The sequence below is a fragment of the Neisseria bergeri genome (assembly GCA_003044455.1).
GTDB classification, from domain to species: domain Bacteria; phylum Pseudomonadota; class Gammaproteobacteria; order Burkholderiales; family Neisseriaceae; genus Neisseria; species Neisseria bergeri.
Window position 1 is genome coordinate 41,171 of sequence record POWY01000007.1, and the last position, 21,823, is coordinate 62,993.

At 54.6% G+C, this 21,823-nt stretch carries 23 protein-coding genes, 3 tRNA genes and 1 riboswitch; of the genes, 18 read left to right on the forward strand and 8 right to left on the reverse strand.

Annotated features, from left to right (window positions below; genetic code table 11):
* Window positions 1-3: 3 nt before the first annotated feature.
* The 4 genes from cysS to DBY86_RS08015 all read left to right on the forward strand — a co-directional run bounded on the left by cysS (window position 4) and on the right by DBY86_RS08015 (window position 3,247).
* A complete protein-coding gene (gene cysS, locus DBY86_RS08000; protein ID WP_107819632.1) occupies window positions 4-1,425 on the forward strand; it encodes a cysteine--tRNA ligase in 1,422 nt (473 codons plus the stop codon).
* Between the two features lie 170 nt (window positions 1,426-1,595).
* Window positions 1,596-2,375 (forward strand): exodeoxyribonuclease III, encoded by a 780-nt coding sequence (locus tag DBY86_RS08005; RefSeq protein ID WP_107819578.1) that lies wholly within the window; start codon window positions 1,596-1,598, stop codon window positions 2,373-2,375.
* Window positions 2,362-2,706 carry a hypothetical protein gene (locus tag DBY86_RS08010; protein WP_107819579.1) on the forward strand — a complete coding sequence of 115 codons (345 nt, stop codon included), beginning with the start codon at window positions 2,362-2,364 and terminating at the stop codon, window positions 2,704-2,706. Before DBY86_RS08005 ends, DBY86_RS08010 begins: the two co-directional genes overlap by 14 nt.
* Before the next feature lie 10 nt (window positions 2,707-2,716).
* Window positions 2,717-3,247 carry an alpha/beta hydrolase gene (locus DBY86_RS08015; protein ID WP_107819580.1) on the forward strand — a complete coding sequence of 177 codons (531 nt, stop codon included), beginning with the start codon at window positions 2,717-2,719 and terminating at the stop codon, window positions 3,245-3,247.
* Between the two features lie 91 nt (window positions 3,248-3,338).
* Here DBY86_RS08015 and asd read toward each other — a convergent pair whose 3' ends face one another.
* Window positions 3,339-4,454 carry an aspartate-semialdehyde dehydrogenase gene (asd, locus tag DBY86_RS08020; protein WP_107819581.1) on the reverse strand — a complete coding sequence of 372 codons (1,116 nt, stop codon included), beginning with the start codon at window positions 4,452-4,454 and terminating at the stop codon, window positions 3,339-3,341.
* A 176-nt stretch (window positions 4,455-4,630) separates the two neighbouring features.
* On the opposite strand from asd, the gene DBY86_RS08025 reads away from it, so the two are divergent.
* A complete protein-coding gene (locus DBY86_RS08025) occupies window positions 4,631-5,212 on the forward strand; it encodes an RDD family protein (protein WP_107819582.1) in 582 nt (193 codons plus the stop codon).
* 61 nt (window positions 5,213-5,273) lie between these two features.
* On the opposite strand, the gene folD is transcribed toward DBY86_RS08025, so the two are convergent.
* Window positions 5,274-6,128 (reverse strand): bifunctional methylenetetrahydrofolate dehydrogenase/methenyltetrahydrofolate cyclohydrolase FolD, encoded by an 855-nt coding sequence (folD, locus tag DBY86_RS08030; RefSeq protein WP_107819583.1) that lies wholly within the window; start codon window positions 6,126-6,128, stop codon window positions 5,274-5,276.
* A gap of 222 nt (window positions 6,129-6,350) precedes the next feature.
* Between folD and DBY86_RS08040 the strand changes: the two genes are divergently transcribed.
* From DBY86_RS08040 to DBY86_RS13715, 7 genes are all read left to right on the forward strand, one after another.
* Window positions 6,351-6,428: transfer RNA gene (locus DBY86_RS08040), tRNA-Pro, on the forward strand.
* A 24-nt stretch (window positions 6,429-6,452) separates the two neighbouring features.
* Window positions 6,453-6,529: transfer RNA gene (locus DBY86_RS08045), tRNA-Arg, on the forward strand.
* A gap of 27 nt (window positions 6,530-6,556) precedes the next feature.
* A tRNA-His gene (locus DBY86_RS08050) sits at window positions 6,557-6,632 on the forward strand.
* Between the two features lie 211 nt (window positions 6,633-6,843).
* The gene (gene rfaE2, locus DBY86_RS08055; RefSeq protein WP_107819584.1) at window positions 6,844-7,350 is read left to right on the forward strand and encodes a D-glycero-beta-D-manno-heptose 1-phosphate adenylyltransferase; all 507 of its coding nucleotides are present in this window, start codon (window positions 6,844-6,846) and stop codon (window positions 7,348-7,350) included.
* Entirely contained in the window at window positions 7,347-9,125 is a 1,779-nt protein-coding gene (locus tag DBY86_RS08060) for a bifunctional biotin--[acetyl-CoA-carboxylase] ligase/type III pantothenate kinase (RefSeq protein WP_107819585.1), read from the forward strand. Before rfaE2 ends, DBY86_RS08060 begins: the two co-directional genes overlap by 4 nt.
* Before the next feature lie 112 nt (window positions 9,126-9,237).
* Window positions 9,238-10,062 carry an SPOR domain-containing protein gene (locus tag DBY86_RS08065; RefSeq protein ID WP_107819586.1) on the forward strand — a complete coding sequence of 275 codons (825 nt, stop codon included), beginning with the start codon at window positions 9,238-9,240 and terminating at the stop codon, window positions 10,060-10,062.
* 483 nt (window positions 10,063-10,545) lie between these two features.
* A complete protein-coding gene (locus tag DBY86_RS13715) occupies window positions 10,546-10,725 on the forward strand; it encodes a hypothetical protein (RefSeq protein ID WP_234403417.1) in 180 nt (59 codons plus the stop codon).
* 92 nt (window positions 10,726-10,817) lie between these two features.
* On the opposite strand, the gene DBY86_RS08080 is transcribed toward DBY86_RS13715, so the two are convergent.
* The 6 genes from DBY86_RS08080 to cytX all read right to left on the reverse strand — a co-directional run bounded on the left by DBY86_RS08080 (window position 10,818) and on the right by cytX (window position 15,741).
* On the reverse strand, window positions 10,818-11,606 hold the full coding sequence (locus tag DBY86_RS08080) for a thiazole synthase (protein WP_107819633.1): 789 nt from the start codon (window positions 11,604-11,606) through the stop codon (window positions 10,818-10,820).
* A 78-nt stretch (window positions 11,607-11,684) separates the two neighbouring features.
* Entirely contained in the window at window positions 11,685-11,879 is a 195-nt protein-coding gene (gene thiS / locus DBY86_RS08085; RefSeq protein ID WP_107819588.1) for a sulfur carrier protein ThiS, read from the reverse strand.
* A 114-nt stretch (window positions 11,880-11,993) separates the two neighbouring features.
* A complete protein-coding gene (locus DBY86_RS08090; RefSeq protein ID WP_003749922.1) occupies window positions 11,994-12,641 on the reverse strand; it encodes a DUF4304 domain-containing protein in 648 nt (215 codons plus the stop codon).
* Between the two features lie 135 nt (window positions 12,642-12,776).
* Window positions 12,777-13,400, reverse strand: coding sequence for a thiamine phosphate synthase (thiE, locus tag DBY86_RS08095; protein WP_107819589.1), 624 nt, complete (start codon window positions 13,398-13,400; stop codon window positions 12,777-12,779).
* A gap of 20 nt (window positions 13,401-13,420) precedes the next feature.
* Window positions 13,421-14,521, reverse strand: coding sequence for an FAD-dependent oxidoreductase (locus tag DBY86_RS08100; RefSeq protein WP_107819590.1), 1,101 nt, complete (start codon window positions 14,519-14,521; stop codon window positions 13,421-13,423).
* Window positions 14,518-15,741: a putative hydroxymethylpyrimidine transporter CytX gene (gene cytX, locus DBY86_RS08105; protein WP_107819591.1), complete on the reverse strand. Its 1,224-nt coding sequence runs from the start codon at window positions 15,739-15,741 to the stop codon at window positions 14,518-14,520. The genes DBY86_RS08100 and cytX overlap by 4 nt, the downstream gene beginning before the upstream one ends.
* Window positions 15,742-15,807: 66 nt before the next feature.
* Window positions 15,808-15,912, reverse strand: a riboswitch (TPP riboswitch).
* A 116-nt stretch (window positions 15,913-16,028) separates the two neighbouring features.
* Between cytX and tldD the strand changes: the two genes are divergently transcribed.
* The 6 genes from tldD (at window position 16,029) to prmC (ending at window position 21,739) form a co-directional block, all read left to right on the forward strand.
* The gene (gene tldD / locus DBY86_RS08110; RefSeq protein WP_107819592.1) at window positions 16,029-17,471 is read left to right on the forward strand and encodes a metalloprotease TldD; all 1,443 of its coding nucleotides are present in this window, start codon (window positions 16,029-16,031) and stop codon (window positions 17,469-17,471) included.
* Between the two features lie 149 nt (window positions 17,472-17,620).
* The gene (locus DBY86_RS08115) at window positions 17,621-18,280 is read left to right on the forward strand and encodes an amino acid ABC transporter permease (RefSeq protein WP_107819593.1); all 660 of its coding nucleotides are present in this window, start codon (window positions 17,621-17,623) and stop codon (window positions 18,278-18,280) included.
* Window positions 18,270-18,938, forward strand: a complete 669-nt coding sequence (locus DBY86_RS08120) for an amino acid ABC transporter permease (RefSeq protein ID WP_107819594.1) — start codon at window positions 18,270-18,272, stop codon at window positions 18,936-18,938. The genes DBY86_RS08115 and DBY86_RS08120 overlap by 11 nt, the downstream gene beginning before the upstream one ends.
* A gap of 1 nt (window position 18,939) precedes the next feature.
* Window positions 18,940-19,671, forward strand: a complete 732-nt coding sequence (locus DBY86_RS08125) for an amino acid ABC transporter ATP-binding protein (RefSeq protein WP_107819595.1) — start codon at window positions 18,940-18,942, stop codon at window positions 19,669-19,671.
* Window positions 19,672-19,744: 73 nt separating this feature from the next.
* On the forward strand, window positions 19,745-20,608 hold the full coding sequence (locus DBY86_RS08130) for an amino acid ABC transporter substrate-binding protein (protein WP_107819596.1): 864 nt from the start codon (window positions 19,745-19,747) through the stop codon (window positions 20,606-20,608).
* A gap of 309 nt (window positions 20,609-20,917) precedes the next feature.
* Window positions 20,918-21,739, forward strand: coding sequence for a peptide chain release factor N(5)-glutamine methyltransferase (prmC, locus tag DBY86_RS08135; protein ID WP_107819597.1), 822 nt, complete (start codon window positions 20,918-20,920; stop codon window positions 21,737-21,739).
* Window positions 21,740-21,823 lie beyond the last annotated feature (84 nt).

The following is a 21,823-nucleotide window of genomic DNA, read 5'->3' on the forward strand; positions in this document are numbered from 1 at the left end:
AATATGACCACCATCTACAACACCCTTACCCGCCAAAAAGAACCCTTCACCCCCATCGACCCTGAAAACGTGCGTATGTACGTCTGCGGTATGACCGTTTACGACTACTGCCACTTGGGCCATGCACGCGTGATGGTTGTGTTCGATATGATTGCCCGCTGGCTGCGCGAGTGCGGTTATCCGCTCACTTATGTGCGCAACATTACCGACATCGACGACAAAATCATTGCCCGTGCGGCTGAAAACGGCGAAACCATCGGCGAACTGACCGAGCGTTTCATTCAGGCGATGCACGAAGATGCCGATGCTTTGGGTGTGTTGCGTCCCGACATCGAGCCGAAGGCGACCGAAAACATTCCGCAAATGATTGCCATGATTGAAACCCTGATTCAAAACGGCAAGGCATACCCTGCTGCAAACGGCGACGTTTATTACGCCGTGCGCGAGTTTGCCGCTTACGGACAATTATCAGGTAAATCGTTGGACGACCTGCGCGCAGGCGAGCGTGTGGAAGTCGATGGTTTCAAACGCGATCCGCTTGATTTTGTGTTGTGGAAAGCGGCCAAAGCAGGCGAGCCGGCATGGGAAAGCCCTTGGGGCAACGGCCGTCCGGGTTGGCATATTGAATGCTCTGCCATGAGTGAAAACCTGTTCGGCGATACTTTCGACATCCACGGCGGCGGCGCGGATTTGCAGTTCCCGCACCATGAAAACGAAATCGCCCAAAGCGTCGGCGCGACGGGGCATACCTGCGGTCATCATCACGCGCAAACCCACCACGGCCAAAGCATTGCCAGCCACGTCAAATACTGGCTGCACAACGGTTTCATCCGTGTGGACGGCGAAAAAATGTCCAAATCGTTGGGCAACTTCTTCACCATCCGCGAAGTATTGAAACAATACGACCCCGAAGTCGTGCGCTTCTTCATCCTGCGCGCCCACTACCGCAGTCCGTTGAATTATTCCGACGCGCATTTGGATGATGCGAAAGGTGCGTTGACGCGTTTGTACACTACGTTGAAAAACACGCCTGCGGCTGAGTTTGACTTATCTGAAAACGCCAACGACTACACCCGCCGTTTCTACGCCGCCATGAACGACGATTTCGGTACGGTCGAAGCGGTTGCCGTGTTGTTTGAGCTGGCAGGCGAAGTGAACAAAACCAATGATGCCCACCTCGCCGGCTGCCTGAAAGCTTTGGGCGGCATCATCGGCCTGTTGCAACGCGATCCGATTGAGTTCCTGCAAGGCGGTGCCGTTTCAGACGGCCTCTCCAACGAAGAAATCGAAGACTTAATTGTTCGACGCAAACAGGCACGCGCGGATAAAAACTGGGCGGAATCCGACCGTATCCGCGACCTTCTGAACGAACACAAAATCATTCTGGAAGACAACGCCGGCGGCACGACTTGGCGGCGCGGTTGAACTGTATCGGAAAGGGCAAAAGTACCGCCTTTTGCCCTTTTTCCGTTTTCAGACGGCATTTCCCGCTTGAAGCCCCGCCGTTTTCAGCAGGCAGGGCCGAATGGGAAATGCCGGGCGGCGCACCGGGTGCCGCTTTGTGTATGGGAACATTGTGAGAACTTATTTTTATTATGCTTAAAATCATTTCCGCCAACGTCAACGGCATCCGCTCCGCCTACAAAAAAGGTTTTTACGAATACATCGCCGCATCGGGTGCGGACATTGTCTGCGTGCAGGAACTCAAAGCGCAGGAAGCAGATTTGTCTGCCGATATGAAAAATCCGCACGGGATGCACGGCTATTGGCATTGCGCCGAGAAGCGCGGTTACAGCGGTGTGGCGGTGTACAGCAAACGCAAATCCGACAACGTGCAAATCGGCATGGGTATTGAGGAATTTGACCGCGAAGGGCGGTTTGTGCGTTGCGATTTCGGCAGGTTGAGCGTTATTTCGCTTTATTTGCCCAGCGGCAGCAGCGCGGAAGAACGCCAGCAGGTGAAATACCGTTTCCTTGATGCGTTTTACCCTATGCTCGAAGCGATGAAAAACGAAGGGCGCGACATCGTCGTCTGCGGCGACTGGAACATCGCCCACCAAAACATCGACCTGAAAAACTGGAAAGGCAATCAGAAAAATTCGGGCTTCCTGCCCGAAGAGCGCGAGTGGATAGGCAAGGTTATCCACAAACTCGGTTGGACGGATATGTGGCGCACGCTTTATCCCGATGTGCCGGGCTACACTTGGTGGAGCAACCGGGGGCAGGCGTATGCGAAAGATGTCGGGTGGCGCATCGATTATCAGATGGTTACGCCCGAACTTGCCGCCAAAGCCGTGTCCGCACACGTTTATAAAGACGAAAAATTCTCGGATCACGCCCCTTTAGTTGTGGAGTATGACTATGCTGCCGAATAAGGTTTTGGGTAAATATGATTGGAATGTGGACGGAAAAACCGGAATAGGCGCGGCGTGGGTTGTCGCTGCGTTTATCCTGCCCATGTTGGTGTGGGCGGTGTTTATGTTGTCGCGGATGCAGGGCTGGCTTGCGCCGACCAAGGCAAATCCGACGTGGGCGTTGGTATGGCTGCTGATCTGCCTGCCCTGCCTGCTGATTGCGTCCAAATGTTTGGGTTGGAAAGGCTGGCGGCTGTTGGCAAACGTTCTTGCCTGCCTCGCCGTGTGCGCCCTGTTGAGCGTGCCTGCCGCGCTGCTGACCGCGTTCACGCTGCAAGACCTGCTGAAATAGGCGGGGCGGTATGCAGGGTTTTGAACTCGAAGATTTGACGCTGTGGCTGATACGCGATGCCGGAGAGGATCAGATGTGGATAGACCGCTGGGCGGTCAGTTATCCCGTGGTGCAGATGTCCGAAGCATCGGCCGGTCAAAGCATAGGAGAATGGCAGGCAGGGCTTCAGACGGCATTCGAACGGATACAGGGCAGACATATCGCCGTTGTCGCACACGGAGCGGGCGCGGCCGCATTTTTGGCGTGGCTGTATCGGGCAGACATCCTAGCACGGAAGAAAATTGCCAACATCATCCTTGTACCGCAGTGTCCCGATGTTTTCCCCGACGATGCGGAACACACTTTCCAACGCGTCCGCTGTCCCTGCCGTGCCGCATTGGTGGTGTCCGAACACGGCGGCGTGCCGCACGGTTGGGCGCAAAAACAGGCGGATTTGTGGAACGCGCGCCTGTTGGTTTCCCCGCATTCGGGCAGTTTGAACGGTATGCTCGGCGGCTGGCAGTGGGGTATGAAGCTGATGCAGGAAATGTTGCTGGCGTGAACGTTTGCCTTATCGGAATTTCGACCAATTGGGGTTGTAAGGAAAATGCCGTCTGAACAGGCTTCAGACGGCATTTTTATTCAAACAGGGCTTACATGCTGCCCAACACGATACGCAACACGCGGCGCAACGGTTCGGCCGCGCCCCACAAAAGTTGGTCGCCGACGGTGAACGCGCTGACGTATTCGCCGTCCATACCCAGTTTGCGGATGCGTCCGACAGGGACGGACAGCGTGCCAGTAACTTTGGCAGGAGTCAGCTCGTGGATGCTGGCTTCTTTTTCGTTGGGGATGACTTTCACCCAGTCGTTCGCGCCTGCCAAAATCGCTTCGATTTCGGAAACGGGCAGGTCTTTTTTCAGCTTCAGGGTAAGGGCTTGGCTGTGGCAGCGCATAGAGCCGATACGGACGCACAGGCCGTCGATTACAGTCGGATTGCCGCTGCGGCCGAGGATTTTGTTGGTTTCCACGCCGCCTTTCCATTCTTCTTTGGACTGGCCGTTGCCCAAATCCACATCAATCCACGGAATCAGGCTGCCGGCGAGCGGTACGCCGAAGTTGGCTTTCGGATAGTCTTCGCTGCGCAGGAAATCGGACACTTTGCGGTCGATATCGAGAATCGCGCTGGAAGGATCGGCAAGCTCGTCCGCCACTTTGGCGTGAATCGCGCCCATGCCGCTGATGAGTTCGCGCATGTTTTTCGCGCCCGCGCCGGATGCGGCTTGGTAGGTCATGCTGGTTGCCCATTCGACCAAATCATTTTGGAACAGGCCGCCCAAAGCCATCAGCATCAGGGAAACGGTGCAGTTGCCGCCGATGTAGTTTTTCACGCCGTTTTTGAGACCGTTGTCGATGACGTTGCGGTTGACGGGGTCGAGGACGATAATCGCATCGTCTTTCATACGCAGTGATGACGCCGCGTCAATCCAGTAGCCGTTCCAGCCGCTGTCGCGCAGGGCTTGGAATACGGATTTGGTGTAATCGCCGCCTTGGCAGGTTACGATAATGTCCATTTTGGCGAGTTCGGCAACATTGTTGGCATCCAATAATGTTTTAGCCGCCTGACCGAAATCAGGGGCTGCGCCGCCGACGTTGGAAGTGGTGAAGAAGAACGCTTCGGGAATGTGAGCGAAGTCGTTTTCTTCTTTCATACGCTGCATCAAAACCGAACCGACCATACCGCGCCAGCCGACGAAACCTACTTTCATTGTGTTGCTCCTTGAGGAAAAATCGTTAATAAAATTATGTATGGCGTAAAGGAAGCGTTTTAACGCCGTATTGGGAAAATGTAAAGTTCTTTATCGAATTTTCTTTTTGGGATTGGCGTTTGCAGCAGCAGGGCGGTAGAATGCCATCTGTTTAAGAACGATTATCAGGAACGGATATGGAAGAAAAAAACGATTACACCGACGCGGCATCCGACAACAGCAACGGGCAGGAAATTGAAGTCGGAATTGCCGGCGCAGGCGACCGGATACTTGCCGCGTTGCTGAACCAATTGTTTACCTTTTTGATTCTGCTGGTGCCGTTTGCCGGACTGATTGCCTTTGCCGTCAAGAATGAAGGCAGGATTGTCGGTAGTGAGGAAATATTCGGGCTGCTTTTGGGCATGACTTCCTTTTGGGTCGGACTGGCGGGCATTTTGGTTTATACCGTCGTCCAAATCTACTATATGAGCCGGGACGGGCAGTCATTGGGTAAGAAAATCATGAGAATCCGCGTGTTGAAAACCGACGGACGTAATCCTGGTTTTGTCGGTACGGTTTTGGTACGCGAAATCGCATGGTCGGTTTTGGTTGCCATTATTGCCGCCGTTATCGGTCTTGCAGTAGGTGACAACGGGGAAAACGCCATCAACCTGCTGGCATTCCTTGCTAACTTTGTCCTGCTCTTTATGGTCAAACGCGACCGCCGCACGCTTTACGACATACTGGCGGATACGGTTGTCGTCAAGCTGCCCAAATAAACGGACGCGGCAAAATGCCGTCTGAAAGCCTTTCAGACGGCATTTTTATCTTCAGAACCGCTCAAGCATCGTGCAGCGAAGCTGCGTGCAGGGTGTTTTCCATCAATGTGGCAATCGTCATCGGACCCACGCCGCCGGGAACGGGCGTAATCATCGCTGCCCGTTCTTTTGCCGTTTCAAATTCCACGTCGCCGCACAGGCTGCCGTCGTCCAAACGGTTGATGCCCACATCGATAACGACCGCGCCGGGTTTGATCCATTCGCCTTTGACAAAGTTCGGAATGCCCACGCCGACTACCAAAATATCGGCCCCGGCAACCTCATCGGCAAGATTTTCGGTCGCGCTGTGGCAGATTGTTACCGTTGCGCGCGCCAGCAGCAGTTCCAAAGCCTGCGGGCGGCCGACGATATTCGACGCGCCGACCACGACCGCTTTTTTCCCCTTCGGATCGATGCCGTAAGCTTCCAAAAGCGTCATCACGCCCTTGGGCGTACACGGGCGCATCAGCGGCATTTTGACCGCCAGCCTGCCGACATTGTAAGGATGGAAGCCGTCCACGTCCTTATCCGGCGAAATACGTTCCAAGACCGCTTGGCTGTCGAGGTGCTTCGGCAGTGGAAGCTGAACCAGAATACCGTCCACTTCGGAATCGGCATTCAGGCGGTCGACCAGTGCCAGTAGTTCTTCCTGCGATGTTGATTCGGGCAGCTCGTAAGACAGTGATTTGATGCCGCATTTTTGGCAGGCGGTTTTCTTGTTGCGGACATAAACCGCGCTGGCAGGGTCGCCGCCGACCAAAACCACGGCCAGGCAAGGCGTGTGCAGATTGTCCTGTTGGCGTTGCGCCACCGCTTCGGCAACCGCCTGCAGGCGTTTTTGCGAAACTTCTTTACCGTTGATCAGTTGTGCCGACATATCCGTCCTTTTGTTAAACAGGTAGAAAATGCTGAAAATTATCGCATTTTCCATTTGTTTTTACAGCAGGATGCCGAAAATAAATTTGCCCTGAAATAGAATACGGCTGTTTGGACGGATTAAATATTTTTTCAAATCAAAAAACTATATTTTTCATCTTGGTGTTTTGAAAATAAATGTTGACGCATCTTTCCCTGAACTGTATAGTTCGCTTCTTCAAGTCGGGGCGTAGCGCAGCCCGGTTAGCGCATCTGCTTTGGGAGCAGAGGGTCGTGAGTTCGAATCCCACCGCCCCGACCAATCAACCAGCACGAATCGGCATGAGCGCCCGTAGCTCAACCGGATAGAGCACCGACCTTCTAAGTCGGGGGTTACAGGTTCGATTCCTGTCGGGCGTGCCAAGAATTTGATTGAAAACCGTTTTTATGGTGGCTGTAGCTCAGTTGGTAGAGCCCCGGATTGTGATTCCGGTTGTCGTGGGTTCGAGCCCCATCAGCCACCCCAGATAAAGGCCCGTACTTTTCGGTACGGGTCTTTTTCCGTTTGCGCGTACTGTCCGCACCGTCGTACCGGTGCGGCGGTATGCCGTCTGAAAGCTGGGCCGGTCATACGGAAACCGCTTCAGACGGCATTTGCGCCTTCGGCTTTGCCTTTCGTATATGCTTCTGTATCATGTAGGTTTTTCTGTCTTTTATGGTTTTTGTCGGAGGCTTTGATGGTTGGCCATTGGTCTGTCCCTGATTTTGAATCGAAAATCTGTCCGCCCGAGGCGTTGGCGGCGCGTTTGGCGTTGTTGCCGCGCCCGCTGGTGTTTACCAACGGCTGTTTCGACATCCTTCACAGGGGACACGTTACTTATCTGGCGCAGGCGCGTTCGGCAGGGGCGGCGTTGGTGCTGGCGTTGAATACCGATGCTTCGGTGCGGCGTTTGGGCAAGGGCGGCGACCGCCCGATTAATCCTTTGGAGAACCGTGCCGCCGTTGCTGCCGCGTTGGAAAGTGTGGATTTGGTAACGTGGTTTGACGAGGATACGCCGGCGGCGTTGATCGAGGCGGTCAAACCCGAGATTTTGGTCAAGGGCGGCGATTGGGTGGCGGATAAGATTGTCGGTGCGGCAGAAACGCTGGCGCGCGGCGGTCAGGTGTTTTCAATTCCGTTTCTGCACCAGACTTCGACGACGAAGACTCTGGCGAAAATCCGTGCTGCCGAGGGTGGGAAATGACGGTTTTGAAGCCTTCGCACTGGCGGGTGTTGGCGGAGCTTGCCGACGGTTTGCCGCAACACGTCTCGCAACTGGCGCGTGTGGCGGACATGAAGCCGCAGCAGCTCAACGGTTTTTGGCAGCAGATGCCGGCGCACATACGCGGGCTGTTGCGCCAACACGACGGCTATTGGCGGCTGTTGCGCCCCTTAGCGGTTTTCGATGCCGAAGGTTTGTGCGAGTTGGGGGAAAGGTCGGGTTTTCAGACGGCATTGAAACACGAGTGCGCGTCCAGCAACGACGAGATACTGGAATTGGTGCGGATTGCGCCGGACAAAGTACATAAGGCTTTATGCGTGGCTCATCTGCAAAGTAAGGGCAGGGGGCGGCAGGGGCGGAAGTGGTCGCACCGTTTGGGCGAGTGTCTGATGTTCAGTTTCGGCTGGGTGTTTGACCAGCCGCAGTATGAGTTGGGTTCGCTGTCGCCTGTTGCGGCAGTGGCGTGCCGCCGAGCTTTGTTGCATTTAGGTTTGGATGTGCAGATTAAGTGGCCCAATGATTTGGTTGTCGGGCGCGATAAATTGGGCGGCATTCTGATTGAAACGGTCAGGGCGGGCGGTAAAACGGTTGCCGTCGTCGGTATCGGCATCAATTTCGTGCTGCCCAAGGAAGTGGAAAACGCCGCGTCGGTGCAATCGCTGTTTCAGACGGCATCGCGGCGGGGAAATGCCGATGCCGCCGTGCTGCTGGAAACGTTGTTGGCGGAACTTGATGCGGTGTTGTTGCAATATGCGCGGGATGGATTTGCGCCTTTTGTGGCGGAATATCAGGCTGCCAACCGCGATCACGGCAAGGCAGTATTGCTTTTGCGCAACGGCGAAACCGTTTGCGAAGGTACGGTCAGCGGTGTGGACGAGAAGGGTATATTGCATCTGGATACCGGAGACGGCAGGCAAACCGTAGTCAGCGGCGAAATCAGCCTGCGGCCCGACGACAGGCCGGTCTCTGTTCCGAGGAAGCGGGAACCGGAACGTTTTTTGCTGTTGGACGGAGGGAACAGCCGGCTCAAGTGGGCGTGGGTGGAAAACGGCACGTTCGCAACCGTCGGCAGCGCGCCGTACCGCGATTTGTCGCCTTTGGGCGCGGAGTGGGCGGAAAAGGCGGATGGAAATGTCCGCATCGTCGGTTGCGCCGTGTGCGGAGAATCCAAAAAGGCACAGGTTCAGGAACAGCTCGCCCGAAAAATCGAATGGCTGCCGTCTTCCGCTCAGGCTTTAGGCATACGCAACCACTACCGTCATCCCGAAGAACACGGTTCCGACCGTTGGTTTAACGCATTGGGCAGCCGCCGCTTCAGCCGCAACGCCTGCGTCGTCGTCAGCTGCGGCACGGCGGTAACGGTTGACGCGCTCACCGATGACGGACATTATCTCGGCGGAACCATCATGCCCGGCTTCCACCTGATGAAAGAATCGCTCGCCGTCCGAACCGCCAACCTCAACCGCCCCGCCGGCAAGCGTTACCCTTTCCCGACCACCACAAGCAACGCCATCGCAAGCGGTATGATGGACGCGGTTTGCGGTTCGGTTATGATGATGCACTGCCGTCTGAAAGAAAAAAACGGCGAGGACAAGCCTGTCGATGTCATCATTACCGGCGGCGGCGCGGCGAAAGTTGCAGAAGCCCTGCCGCCTGCATTTTTGGCGGAAAATACCGTGCGCGTGGCGGACAACCTCGTCATCCACGGGCTGCTGAACCTGATTGCCGCCGAAGGCGGGGAATCGGAACACGCTTAGAAAATATGCCCTTTTTCAACACGGGGCGGCATCCGTCCGAATCCATCCGGATTCTGCCGCCCGACAGACTGCCGCCCGGGCGGGCGGGGTTTCAAACATTGAGGAAATTCTGATGAAATGGCTCTTCACCCTTTTGGCGGTACTCAATATTGCCGTATTCGGCGGCACGGTGGGCTATAAATTGGCCGTTAAAGCGGCGGGCGGCGTGCCGGAGAACCGGGCCGCCGAAAACACGCCCCCCGCAACGCCCCCCGCCGGCAATGCGGCGGCATCTGGGGAGGATACGGCCGCACTGCTCAAACCGGGCGACATCCTGACCGAAGAACAGGCGGAACAGTTGCGCCTGCAAAAAGAAGCGGAACAGAAAAAACTGAAGGAGAAAAAACAGCGCGAGGAAAAAGCCCGCCGCGAAAAACTCGCCGCCGAAAAGGCGCAGGCGGAACGTGAAAACAGTACGGCGGATACCTCATGCGCCGCGCAGGCAAGCCTCACGATGGACGAAGACGACTACCACCGCATCAAAGGGCTTTTGGGCAAATGGTCGCACGTCGCCAGCAGGAGCGTCGAAAAACGTACCGCCAAAGCCAAACCTGCCGATAAAACCTACCGCGTCGTCCTGCCCGTTTCCGGCAATGCCGAAGAACAGGCGGCGGAGCTGTCTGCCAAAGGTTTCAACCCCATACCGTTTGACGGCGCATTGAGTTTGGGTGTCGGCAACAGCCGGGAAAACGCCCAAGCCCTGCAAAACCGGCTTGCCGGCGCAGGATTCGGCGGGGCGCATATTGTCGAACGCGCGGCGGAAACCGGCCGGCAGGACGATTCTTTGAGCGTGTCACGTATGACGGTTTTGTTTACCGGCGTGAATGCCGCCGATGCGGACGAAATCCGTAAAATCACGTCCCCATACGGCAAACTGAACCTCAAATCCTGCAAATAAGTGCAGACCAAAAAACGCCAAACCCACCGCAAAGGTGGGTTTGGCGTTTCGGTTTTGAGTATCTGATATATAAAAAGGGAATGTATGTCTCGTATATGCCGACTCCAAGTGTGAAAGTGATGATGGGGAAATATGGTGTTTAATGGTTCGGAACGGACGGCTTCCGAATGGTTTTGATTATACGCTAATAATAATAATTATCAATAAAAATTTAAAAATAAATGTGGATTTTTTGTAATGCGATGAAAAATAAACAAATTAACCTATACGCCGATGTTTGTGATTCGGGACGGCAAACTTTCATTGTGCCGGACAAATCGGGGTTGGCAGGCATAGCCGGGGGCTTCGTGCCTGACGGAAATAAGGTTGCCCGTGTTTGAACATCCGTCCGATTTGGCGCGGACAGGGTTGTCATTCGGGGATGTTTGAGCGTAGATTCGGGGATGCAAAAGAGGTGAAACCGTTGCGGATAAAGGCTTACGGATGGCTTTAGGTATTTTTAAATGTATTCAAACAACAACAAAACGCTTCTTCTGTTGTTGTACTTGGGGCTTGCGCGGCAGCCTGCACACCGTGGAGGCCAGGTGTTTCTTTGGTTGCGGTGTCGGGGTGGGCGGCAAGGTTTTCCGGCCGGTTTCCCTGTTCCTCACGACAAAGCCGTGATGCCGGGGAATGGCGGTTTGTCCATTTCAGGCTGCCGCCGTTTTGGGCCGCGATGCCGTCTGAACCGTTCAGACGGCATTTCGCTACCCTTTTCAATATTCCGCCGAATGCCAAAACGGCTGTCCGACTGTCGGCGTACTCGCTTGCGCTTTGGTGCGCGCCTCGACCGGTTCGGCTTCAAATGCCAGCCGTCCGGATGCGACGGCGAGTGCGAAGGCACGCGCCATATTGACCGGATCGCCGCTGCGGGAAACGGCGGTATTCAGCAATACGCCGTCAAAACCCCATTCCATCACTTGCGCCGCTTGGGAAGGCAAACCCAAGCCCGCATCGATAATCAGCGGCGTGTCGGGCAGGCGTTCGCGCAGGACTTTGAGCGCGTAGGCGTGAACCGCGCCCAAACCCGTGCCGATGGGAGCCGCCCACGGCATCAACGCCTGACAGCCCGCATCGAGCAGGCGGCGGCAGGCAATCAGGTCTTCGGTGCAATAAGGCAGCACTTTGAAGCCGTCTTTAATCAGGATTTCCGCCGCTTCGACAAGCTGGAACACATCCGGCTGCAAGGTGTCGTCGTCGCCGATGAGCTCGAGTTTGATCCAATCGGTTTCAAATACTTCGCGCGCCATCTGCGCCGTCGTTACCGCTTCCTGCACGCTTTGGCAGCCTGCTGTGTTCGGCAGCATCGGGATACCGCTTTCTTCCAATAGCGACCAAAACCCCTGACCGTGTGCCTCCCCACCGCTTCCCGCGCGGCGCAGCGAGACGGTAATCATCGCGGGTTGGGCGATACGGACGGATTGTTTGAGGATTTCGGGTGTCGGGTAGGCGGCCGTACCGAGCAGCAGCCGTGAAGGGAAAGTTTCGCCGTACAGGGTGAGCATAATGGGTTCCTTGATATGGTTGTCGGGCGCGATGCCGTCTGAAAGCTGGAGGCGTGCCTTTGGGGTTTCAGACGGCATTCAGCCGCCGACGACGGGGCGGACGATGTCGACTTTGTCGTTTTCGTTCAAAACCGTTTCCGCATACGCGCCTTTGGCGACAAATCCGGTATTCACCGCCACGGCAAAAGGCTTTTGCGGCGAGGTTTGGGCGATGAGGTCGGCAACGGTCGTGCCGTGAAGTTCGGCGGGTTCGCCGTTTAAGATGATGTTCATGGTTTCTCGATATTTCGGTGTTTATAGAGGTTTTCAGACGACCTTTGTAAATGTTGGGTTGCAAGCGAACCTGCAACATTTGTGTCCATTAATATTTTTATGTTCAATTATTTATTATTTTTCTATTTCAATCCCATTAATATAGGCAAATTTAATCATAGTAGCTCCATTAAATTCACATATGTCTAATGAAATGCTTTCCTTTGGTAATTCATTCAAAGAATTATAAAAACCAATATACTTTTTTCTTAATTTGTCTTTTTTGATTATTTTATTAAAATACTGCTGCGCCTTAGCTTTTCCGCTAAAATAATAGATGTAATACAATAAATTATAGTCATTCATATCCTCATTTATAATTTTTTCAATATTGGTTTCTGTGTCCTCAAAATCGTCAAATAACGGTATTATATGCTCCCTTATGAGTTTGCTAACATCCTCTACCGTATATTTATAGCTTGCTCCTGCTAACTGCCACCAAATCCAAGGTTTTCTATTTATCAAGCTCCCCAACTCTCCGCCATATATAAAACCATTATTGATATTTGCCTTTTTCATATCTTTTGAGTAAATGGCGATATGTGGAATAAATTGCACGCTACATTGATAATTGTGCCTATCAGCCTGAAAATAGATTTCAAATGTAATATCCCTGTTTTTAGATACTCTCTTTAATTTCTGCCCTTTAGAAATTATCTTAAAATCAGGAAATTTACTTGCTATTTCTTGCCATGCTTTTTCACATAACTCTCTTGGTTTCATTGTTATCAAATTGCTCCTTATGTATCTTTTTAAAATTTTAAAATATGATAAAAATGAATAAAATAAAAAATAAATTCCTCTGTAAATATATTATCTGGTACGTCTGGTTTTAGACTTTATTATTTTCAGACGATCTTATTTATTTTTATTCCACAAAGCCTGAAACGCTTTAACCACGGCTTCGGGATTTGTCGCTTCGGTAACGGCACGGACGACGGCGAGTGAGGAAACGCCGGTTGCCAATACCTCTTCAGCATTGTTCAAATCGATGCCGCCAATGGCGACGACGGGCGTGCCGCCTGCCTGTTTCACATATTCGCGCAGTTTTTCCAAGCCTTGCGGGGCGGTGGGCATTTGTTTGGTCGTAGTCGGGAAAATCGCGCCGCTGGCGACGTAGCTGGGGTGCACGGACAGGGCGCGGTCGAGTTCGGCGACGGAGTGCGTACTCAAACCCAAACGCAAACCGGCGGCGGCAATGGCGGCAAGGTCGGCGGTGTCCATGTCTTCCTGCCCGAGATGTACGCCGTACGCGCCTGCTTCTATCGCTTCGCGCCAGTGGTCGTTGATGAAAAGCTGCGTGCGGCTGCCACGGCAGGCGGCGACGCAGCGGGCGATTTCGCGTTTCAATTCATCGCCGTGCAGGGTTTTGCAGCGCAGTTGCACCGTGTCGGCACCTGCTTTGACCATGCGCTCCACCCAATCGGCGGTGGGAACGACGGCGTAGAATTTGAGCGGGGATTTTAGGGGCGGGAAGGTCATGGGGTTCCTTTCAGACGGCTTTAATCTTGTCTTCGGATATACGCCAAACCGCTTTCTTCATCATGTTCGGGTGCGTCTTTTCCGTCAAACAGGGCAACCGCCAATCTGACGGCGGCGGCGGTTACGGCGGGGGAAATCATAAAGCCGTGGCGGAACAGACCGTTGATTTCAATCAGGCGTTGGGCGTGGCTGTAACGGATTTCGGGGTTGTGGTGATTGAGCGTGGGGCGCAGGCCGGCGGCGATTTCGAGTATGTCGGCTTCGCCGAAGGCAGGATGGACGGCATAAAGCGCGGATAAAAGTTCCAGCCCGGAACGCACGCTGGCAGGGGCTTGGCTTTCGCTTTCGATTTGGGTCGCGCCGATGACGAAGACGTGGTTTTCTTTCGGGGCGATGTAGAGCGGATAACGCGGGTGCAGCAGGCGCACGGGGCGGTTGAGCGTGATTTCGGGCGTATAAACCCGCGCCACTTCGCCGCGTATGCCGCGCAGGGTGCTGGTGTGTTCGGGAGCTTGGTTCCACGCGGTTTTTGCGCCGTAGCCGCGGCAGTCGATCAGCCAGTCGTATTGGGCTTGCAGGTCTTCGGGGGCACATTCGTGTTCCCAATGGCAAGGGACGTTCAGCCCGTCCAAAGCGTCGGCAAGTGCAGACAATATTTGCCGCCCGTCGAGCTGGCCTTCGGTCGGCAGGTAGATGCCGTCTGAAAAACGTCCGCCGAGTTGCGGTTCGCGTTCGGCGATGTCGTCGGCGCGCCAACGGACGATTTCGTCATCCGCCACGCCGCCGCGTTTGAGATGGCGGACGAACTCGCTGGATAAAGGTTTGTCCTGCCCGTGCCACACAATCAGGCTGCCGTTTTCCTGCATCATGGCAGGCGTTTTCAGACGACCTCTGATGTTGCGCCAAAGCGGAATGCTCTGCCTGCCCAGTTTGATGACTTCAGACGTGGCTTCGACCGCTTCCGCCGCAGGCGCGAGCATGGCGGCGGCAACATAAGCGGCGGCGTGTTCGCCTTGGCGGGTGCCTTTGTCGAAAAGTGCAATCTGATAACCTTGTTCTGCAAGTTGCAGTGCGGTCAGCCTTCCTGAGAGGCCGCCGCCGAGGATGGCGATACGGGTCATGACGGGTTCCTTTGTATGTCGGATGATTTTTTAAACGGTAGGCGTACCGATACGGTGGCAATGGCGGTAGCAATCATTACGGGCGCGGTCAGGCCGATGCTGCTTTCCCAGCCTGCCGACAGCAGGGAGCGGTAGAGAATGAAGCCGGCCAGCCATAAGGCCAGTCCGACAAAGTCAAAGCCTTCAATCTCCTCACGCCGTTTCAAGACGAAGAAGTCGGCAATCAAAACTGCCGCCATCGGCGCAAATACTGAGCCGATAAGCAGCAGGAAGTTTTCATATTCGGTAACGGGCAGGAGGACGGCAAGCAGTGTGCCGACAACGGCGACGGCAACGGCGACGGGTGTTTCCGCAAGTTTGGCGGAAATATTGTTGGCACTTACGCCGGCGGAGTACGCATCGAGAAAAGTGGTGGTAACGGTCGACAGGACAACTGCCAGAATGCCCGTTATGCCCAAGCCCGCGCCCAACAGGATTTTTGCCACATCGGTTTCTCCGGTGAACAACGCCGCTGCCAAACCCAAGGCATACATCCAGCAGCCCGTCAGCGTATAGGCGAGCGTTGCCGTCAGGGTTGCCGCAAACGGGCGGCGTGCTTGGCGTGTGTAGTCGGCGGCCAGCGGCAGCCAGGAAAGCGGCATGACGGCGGACAGTTCGACTGCCGTTCCGAAACTCATGCCGTCTGAAACCTGTGCGGCGGTGCTGCCTGCCGTGGAAAAGACTTCGGCACTCAGCCACAGAACCGCCAACAGCATCAGCACCATCGAACCGGTTTTCAGCCAGCCTGTTTTGCGTGCGCCGAAAACCAGCCACAAGACAATCAGCGCGCCGTTGGCAAAAGCCCACCAGGAAAACGATCCGTTTTGCCAGAGCATTTTGCCCAGTGTGGAACTTGCCGCCGCACCCGAATAAATCATGACGGCCGTCCAGCCGACCAGTTGCAGCACGTTCGCCGCCGAAAATAAGACGGAACCGCGTTTGCCGAACGACAGGCGTATGCTTTCCATCGCGCTTTTTTGCATGAATGCGCCGATATATGCCGCCGCGAAAAACAATATGCCGCCGATGGTATGGCCGAGCAGCAGTGCCGCCAAACCGCGTTGCCAGCCCAAGGGGGCGAGCAGTGTGCCCGTGCTGATTTCGGCAATTGATACCGCCGCGCCGAACCAAATCAGCCCGATGGCGGCGGAAGATGAAGGAGAGGAGGCATTGCCCGACATATCAAGTCCTTAAAAAAACATGAAAACGGGGCGGGGAAGTGCGGAAAAGGGAACGGAAGCCCGAAAGGGCGGGGAGGTTTTGTTTCCTACGCAGGCATTACCCCGACAGGTTCTACGGATTTTGCTTTCGCAATCTCAGCCGCCCGGCGGGCAGCACTCCGACAAGGAGCTTTAAGTGTACACAAAAGCAGGGTGCGTTGGCAAAAATCTTACATTTCAGGCGGCACGATACATTTTAATAACAAATGCCGTATAATCGGCCCACTGATTTTTTATGCTCCGACACCATGCATCAAACCTATTATGCCGTACAGCGAGATTTGCTCGAAGCCAACCATCTTTCTCCCGATTTGCTCGCCCAAAGCCTGAGCATTATCGGTGCCAACCATGTCGATTATGCCGATATTTATTGTCAGCGCACCGCCTATGAAAGTTGGCATCTGGAAGAAGGCATCGTCAAATCGGGCAGCTTCCAAATCGATCAGGGTGTGGGCGTTCGTGCCGTTTCGGGCGATAAAACTGCTTTTGCCTATGCTGACAGCCTGTGTATTGATTCGATCAACCGCTCTGCTAAAGCCGTTCGCGTGATTGGTGCGACCGGTGGCGAGGCTAGCGTCAAAGTGCCGACACCTGCCTACGGCAAGCCTGTCCACATGGCGATGGATCCTATTGCCAGCCTTGATTCCGCTGCCAAAGTCGCGTTGTTGAACAAAGTCGAAACGCTGGCCAAAGCCGCCGATCCGCGTGTCGTGCAAGTGATGGCCGGTTTGACCTGCGAATACGATATGGTGTACATCGCCCGTTTGGACGGTAAACACGCCGCGGATATTCGTCCGATGGTGCGCCTGAACGTTACCGTCATCGCCAAACAGGGCGACAGGCGCGAACAGGGCAGCGCGGGCGGCGGCGGACGCTACGACTTGGCTTATTTCGATGAAACCCTCGTGCGGCAGTTTGTCGATTCCGCCGTCAAACAAGCCCTGATTAATCTCGAATCCCGTCCTGCGCCTGCCGGTGAGATGACCGTCGTTTTGGGCAACGGCTGGCCTGGCGTGTTGCTGCACGAAGCGGTCGGACATGGTTTGGAAGGCGATTTCAACCGCAAAGAAACCAGCGTTTTCTCCGGCCGAATCGGCGAGCGCGTGGCCGCCAAAGGCGTTACCGTCGTTGACCAAGGTAATATTGCCGACAGACGCGGCTCGCTCAATATCGACGACGAAGGCAACGAAACCCGCCGCACCGTATTGATTGAAGACGGTATTTTGGTTGGCTATATGCAGGACGAAACCAACGCCCGCCTGACGGGTACGCAATCGACCGGCAACGGCCGCCGCGAAAGCTACGCCTCCGTCCCTATGCCGCGCATGACCAACACCTTTATGGAAAACGGCGGCTACGAACCTGACGAAATCATCGCGTCCATCGACAAAGGCATTTACGCCGTCAACTTCGGCGGTGGACAAGTGGACATTACCAGCGGCAAATTCGTGTTCAGTGCATCCGAAGCGTGGTGGGTGGAAGGCGGCAAGCTGCAATATCCCGTCAAAGGCGCGACCATTATCGGCAACGGCCCCGAAGTGCTGAAACACGTCTCCATGATAGGCAACGATACTGTGTTGGATAGCGGTGTCGGCGTGTGCGGCAAAGAAGGGCAGAGCGTCCCCGTCGGCGTGGGACAACCGACCTTGCGGATTGATGCCGGACTGACCGTGGGCGGTAGCGAAATCTGACGCGGAATCCGGCACGATGCCGTCTGAAAGGTTTTCAGACGGCATCGCCTTATTCTTTTTTCCGATGTTTGATATTCCCAAGCATTCTTTAACATTATCTTGCAAGTTCATTAGAATACCGCCTTTCGTTAAGCTGATTTCTGATTCTGATGAACTGGCCTTATTTAATCGATGCCGTACCCAAATTCGCCGATGCGGCAAAGTTGACGCTGGAATTGTCCGTTTACGGCGTTGTTTTGTCGTTGCTGTTCGGCCTGCCCGTCGCCGTGGTAACGGCATACCGCATCCGCCCCTTCTACGCATTGGCACGCACCTATATCGAGTTGTCGCGCAATACGCCCCTGCTGATCCAATTGTTTTTCCTGTATTACGGCCTGCCGAAAATGGGCATTAAATGGGACGGTTTCACCTGCGGCGTGATCGCACTGGTTTTCTTGGGCGCAAGCTATATGGCGGAAGCCATCCGCGCCGGTATTTTGGCCGTCCCCAAAGGACAGATTGAAGCGGGCAAGGCCATCGGTTTGAGCCGCTTTCAAGTCTTCCGCTATGTCGAATTGCCTCAAGCATGGGCGATCGCCGTTCCCGCCATCAGCGCAAACGTATTGTTTCTGATGAAAGAAACATCTATCGTCAGCGCAGTCGGCATTGCGGAATTGTTGTTTGTTACCAAAGATGTGATTGGTATGGACTACAAAACCAACGAGGCATTGTTCCTGCTGTTTGCCGCTTATCTGATTATCCTGCTGCCTGTTTCTTTGTTGGTGCGGCGATTGGAAAACCGCATACGGAGGGCGAACTATGGCGTTTGACTGGCTTTTTGAAGGAAAAAATGCGGCACGTTTGGGCGAAGGTCTGCTCTTGACGGCACAAATTTCTTTAATCTCTGTTGCGGCCTCTTGCGTATTGGGGACGCTGTTCGGCCTGGTTTTGCGTTCGCGCAACCGGCTTGTCCGCCTTATCGGACGGTTTTATCTCGAAACCATCCGCATCGTGCCGATTTTGGTGTGGCTGTTCGGCCTGTATTTCGGTTTGTCCGTGTGGACGGGCATACACATCGGCGGATTTTGGGTCTGCGTTTGGGTTTTTACGCTTTGGGGCATAGCCGAAATGGGCGATTTGGTGCGCGGCGCATTGGAATCGATTGAAAAACATCAAGTCGAATCGGGCTTGGCACTGGGTTTGAGCCGCCGTCAAGTGTTCCGCTACATCGAATTGCCGCAAAGTGTCCGCCGCGCTTTGCCGGGGGCGGTTAATTTGTTTACGCGAATGATTAAAACCAGTTCGCTCGCCTCGCTTATCGGCGTGATTGAAGTGGTCAAAGTGGGGCAGCAAATTATTGAAAACTCTCTGCTGACGCAGCCCAATGCCTCATTTTGGGTTTATGGCCTGATTTTTATGCTGTATTTTTTATGTTGCTGGCCGCTGTCGCTGCTGGCGGCAAAGCTGGAACAAAAATGGGAACACTGATATGGCTTTATTGAGCATCCGCAAGCTGCACAAACAATACGGCAACGTAACCGCCATCCAATCTTTAGACTTGGACTTGGAAAAAGGCGAAGTCATCGTACTGCTGGGCCCGTCCGGCTGCGGCAAATCCACCCTCCTGCGCTGCGTCAACGGTTTGGAGCCGCACCAAGGCGGCAGCATCGTGATGGACGGCATCGGCGAATTCGGCAAAGACGTTTCCTGGCAAACCGCCCGGCAAAAAGTCGGTATGGTCTTTCAAAGCTACGAACTGTTTGCCCACATGACCGTCATCGAAAACATCCTCTTAGGCCCGGTAAAAGTACAAAACCGCAACCGCGCCGAAGCAGAGGCTCAAGCCGACAAATTATTGGAACGCGTCGGTTTGTCCGACCGCAAAAACGCCTATCCGCGCGAACTTTCCGGCGGACAAAAACAGCGCATCGCCATTGTCCGCGCCCTGTGTCTGAATCCGGAAGTGATTTTGTTGGACGAGATCACCGCCGCACTCGACCCCGAAATGGTGCGCGAAGTCTTGGAAGTGGTTTTGGAACTCGCCCGCGAAGGGATGAGTATGCTCATCGTAACCCACGAAATGGGGTTCGCCCGCAAAGTTGCCGACCGCATCGTCTTTATGGACAAAGGCGGCATCGTCGAATCGTCCGACCCCGAAACCTTCTTCTCCGCACCAAAAAGCGAACGCGCCCGCCAATTTCTGGCAGGTATGGACTACTGATTTACCGCAAACCGTCCGAACCCCTTTCAGACGGCATTTCATCCCAAGCAAACATTCAAAAAGGAGATTCCCAATGAAACTGAATGCCAAACTCAAAGCCCTTTTGGCTTCCGCCGCCATCGCCGTCGGTCTGACCGCCTGCGGAGGCGGCAGCAGCGGCTCCGGCGATGCCCAATCTTCACAAAGCAGCGGTGCGGCAACCGTTGCCGCCATCAAGGAAAAAGGCGTGATCCGCATCGGCGTATTCGGCGACAAGCCCCCGTTCGGCTATGTTGATGCCAACGGCAAAAACCAAGGCTTTGACGTTGAAATCGCCAAAGACCTCGCCAAAGACCTGCTCGGCAGCCCCGACAAAGTCGAGTTCGTCTTAACCGAGGCCGCAAACCGCGTCGAATACGTCCGCTCCGGCAAAGTCGACCTCATCCTCGCCAACTTCACCAAAACTCCCGAACGCGCCGAAGCCGTTGATTTCGCCGATCCCTATATGAAAGTGGCGTTGGGCGTGGTTTCCCCCAAAGGCAAACCGATTACCGACATTGCGCAACTGAAAGACCAAACCCTGCTGGTCAACAAAGGCACGACCGCCGACGCTTTCTTCACCAAAAACCATCCCGAAGTCAAATTATTGAAATTCGACCAAAACACCGAAACCTTTGACGCGCTGAAAGACGGACGCGGCGCGGCACTCGCCCACGACAACGCCCTGCTGTGGGCGTGGGCAAAAGAAAACCCAGATTTTGAAGTCGCCATCGGCAACCTCGGCCCTGCCGAATTTATCGCCCCCGCCGTTCAAAAAGGCAACGTCGACCTCCTGAACTGGGTCAACGGCGAAATCGCCGCCATGAAAAAAGACGGCCGTCTGAAAGCCGCCTATGAAAAAACCCTGTTGCCCGTGTATGGCGAAAAAGTCAAACCGGAAGCATTGTTGGCCGAATAAGTTTGTTTGACAAGAAAATCCGTATCCGCATTTGAAGGCGGGTGCGGATTTTTTTTCAGCCGCCGCAAATATCGCAAATTCAAAGGAAAACCAACTATGTCATTGTTTTTTATTTATTCCGTTGTTGCCGCTTGCGCGGAATAACGGCGGAGCGTTTCTGTTATTCGGATAAATTCCTACGGTATTGAAACGGCGATAAGGGGTTTTCCTTTATTATATAATTTCAATGCAAAATGATATTTTCTGAATCAGCGTGCCGCAAAGCCGGAAAAAATGTTCGAGCCGCATCGGCGGCAGACGGGATAAAAAATGACGTTTGACGAATGGTTGGGCTTGTCAAAACTGCCTAAAATTGAAGCAAGAATGCTGTTGCAATATGTTTCGGAATATACGCGCGTGCAGTTGTTGACGCGGGGCGGGGAAGAAATGCCGGACGAAGTCCGACAGCGGGCGGACAGGCTGGCGCAACGCCGTCTGAACGGCGAGCCGGTTGCCTATCTGTTGGGCTGGCGCGAGTTTTACGGACGGCGTTTCGCCGTCAACCCGAATGTGCTGATTCCGCGCCCCGAAACCGAACACTTGGTCGAAGCCGTATTGGCGCGCCTGCCGGAAAACGGGCGCGTGTGGGATTTGGGGACGGGCAGCGGCACGGTTGCCGTAACCGTCGCGCTCGAACGCCCCGATGCGTTTGTGCGCGCATCCGACATCAGCCCGCCCGCCCTTGAAACGGCGCGGAAAAATGCGGCAGATTTGGGCGCGCGGGTCGAATTTGCACACGGTTCGTGGTTCGACACCGATATGCCGTCTGAAGGGAAATGGGACATCATCGTGTCCAACCCGCCCTATATCGAAAACGGTGATAAACATTTGTCGCAAGGCGATTTGCGGTTTGAGCCGCAAATCGCGCTGACCGACTTTTCAGACGGCCTAAGCTGCATCCGCACCTTGGCGCAAGGCGCGCCCGACCGTTTGGCGGAGGGCGGTTTTTTGTTGTTGGAACACGGTTTCGATCAGGGCGCGGCGGTGCGCGGCGTGTTGGCGGAGAATGGTTTTTCAGGAGTGGAAACCCTGCCGGACTTGGCGGGTTTGGACAGGGTTACGCTGGGGAAGTATATGAAGCATTTGAAATAATTGTTTGCAAAATTGGCGGGTTTCCCGTTATTGGGTTATGATGTGTTTCGATATGTAAACATTTATAGGTTTGGAGCGATAAAC

Bases quoted from the DNA above. Each gene is read 5' to 3' on its own strand.
- DBY86_RS13715 (WP_234403417.1), top strand. From the start codon at position 10,546: ATGGCTTTAGGTATTTTTAAATGTATTCAAACAACAACAAAACGCTTC.
- DBY86_RS08005 (WP_107819578.1), top strand. From the start codon at position 1,596: ATGCTTAAAATCATTTCCGCCAACGTCAACGGCATCCGCTCCGCCTAC.
- asd (WP_107819581.1), bottom strand. From the start codon at position 4,454: ATGAAAGTAGGTTTCGTCGGCTGGCGCGGTATGGTCGGTTCGGTTTTG.
- DBY86_RS08090 (WP_003749922.1), bottom strand. From the start codon at position 12,641: ATGAAACCAAGAGAGTTATGTGAAAAAGCATGGCAAGAAATAGCAAGT.
- rfaE2 (WP_107819584.1), top strand. From the start codon at position 6,844: ATGGTTGGCCATTGGTCTGTCCCTGATTTTGAATCGAAAATCTGTCCG.
- DBY86_RS08120 (WP_107819594.1), top strand. From the start codon at position 18,270: ATGGCGTTTGACTGGCTTTTTGAAGGAAAAAATGCGGCACGTTTGGGC.
- DBY86_RS08015 (WP_107819580.1), top strand. From the start codon at position 2,717: ATGCAGGGTTTTGAACTCGAAGATTTGACGCTGTGGCTGATACGCGAT.
- DBY86_RS08060 (WP_107819585.1), top strand. From the start codon at position 7,347: ATGACGGTTTTGAAGCCTTCGCACTGGCGGGTGTTGGCGGAGCTTGCC.
- tldD (WP_107819592.1), top strand. From the start codon at position 16,029: ATGCATCAAACCTATTATGCCGTACAGCGAGATTTGCTCGAAGCCAAC.
- thiE (WP_107819589.1), bottom strand. From the start codon at position 13,400: ATGACCTTCCCGCCCCTAAAATCCCCGCTCAAATTCTACGCCGTCGTT.
- cytX (WP_107819591.1), bottom strand. From the start codon at position 15,741: ATGTCGGGCAATGCCTCCTCTCCTTCATCTTCCGCCGCCATCGGGCTG.
- DBY86_RS08025 (WP_107819582.1), top strand. From the start codon at position 4,631: ATGGAAGAAAAAAACGATTACACCGACGCGGCATCCGACAACAGCAAC.
- DBY86_RS08080 (WP_107819633.1), bottom strand. From the start codon at position 11,606: ATGCTCACCCTGTACGGCGAAACTTTCCCTTCACGGCTGCTGCTCGGT.
- DBY86_RS08100 (WP_107819590.1), bottom strand. From the start codon at position 14,521: ATGACCCGTATCGCCATCCTCGGCGGCGGCCTCTCAGGAAGGCTGACC.
- DBY86_RS08130 (WP_107819596.1), top strand. From the start codon at position 19,745: ATGAAACTGAATGCCAAACTCAAAGCCCTTTTGGCTTCCGCCGCCATC.
- thiS (WP_107819588.1), bottom strand. From the start codon at position 11,879: ATGAACATCATCTTAAACGGCGAACCCGCCGAACTTCACGGCACGACC.
- cysS (WP_107819632.1), top strand. From the start codon at position 4: ATGACCACCATCTACAACACCCTTACCCGCCAAAAAGAACCCTTCACC.
- DBY86_RS08065 (WP_107819586.1), top strand. From the start codon at position 9,238: ATGAAATGGCTCTTCACCCTTTTGGCGGTACTCAATATTGCCGTATTC.
- DBY86_RS08115 (WP_107819593.1), top strand. From the start codon at position 17,621: ATGAACTGGCCTTATTTAATCGATGCCGTACCCAAATTCGCCGATGCG.
- prmC (WP_107819597.1), top strand. From the start codon at position 20,918: ATGACGTTTGACGAATGGTTGGGCTTGTCAAAACTGCCTAAAATTGAA.
- DBY86_RS08125 (WP_107819595.1), top strand. From the start codon at position 18,940: ATGGCTTTATTGAGCATCCGCAAGCTGCACAAACAATACGGCAACGTA.
- DBY86_RS08010 (WP_107819579.1), top strand. From the start codon at position 2,362: ATGCTGCCGAATAAGGTTTTGGGTAAATATGATTGGAATGTGGACGGA.
- folD (WP_107819583.1), bottom strand. From the start codon at position 6,128: ATGTCGGCACAACTGATCAACGGTAAAGAAGTTTCGCAAAAACGCCTG.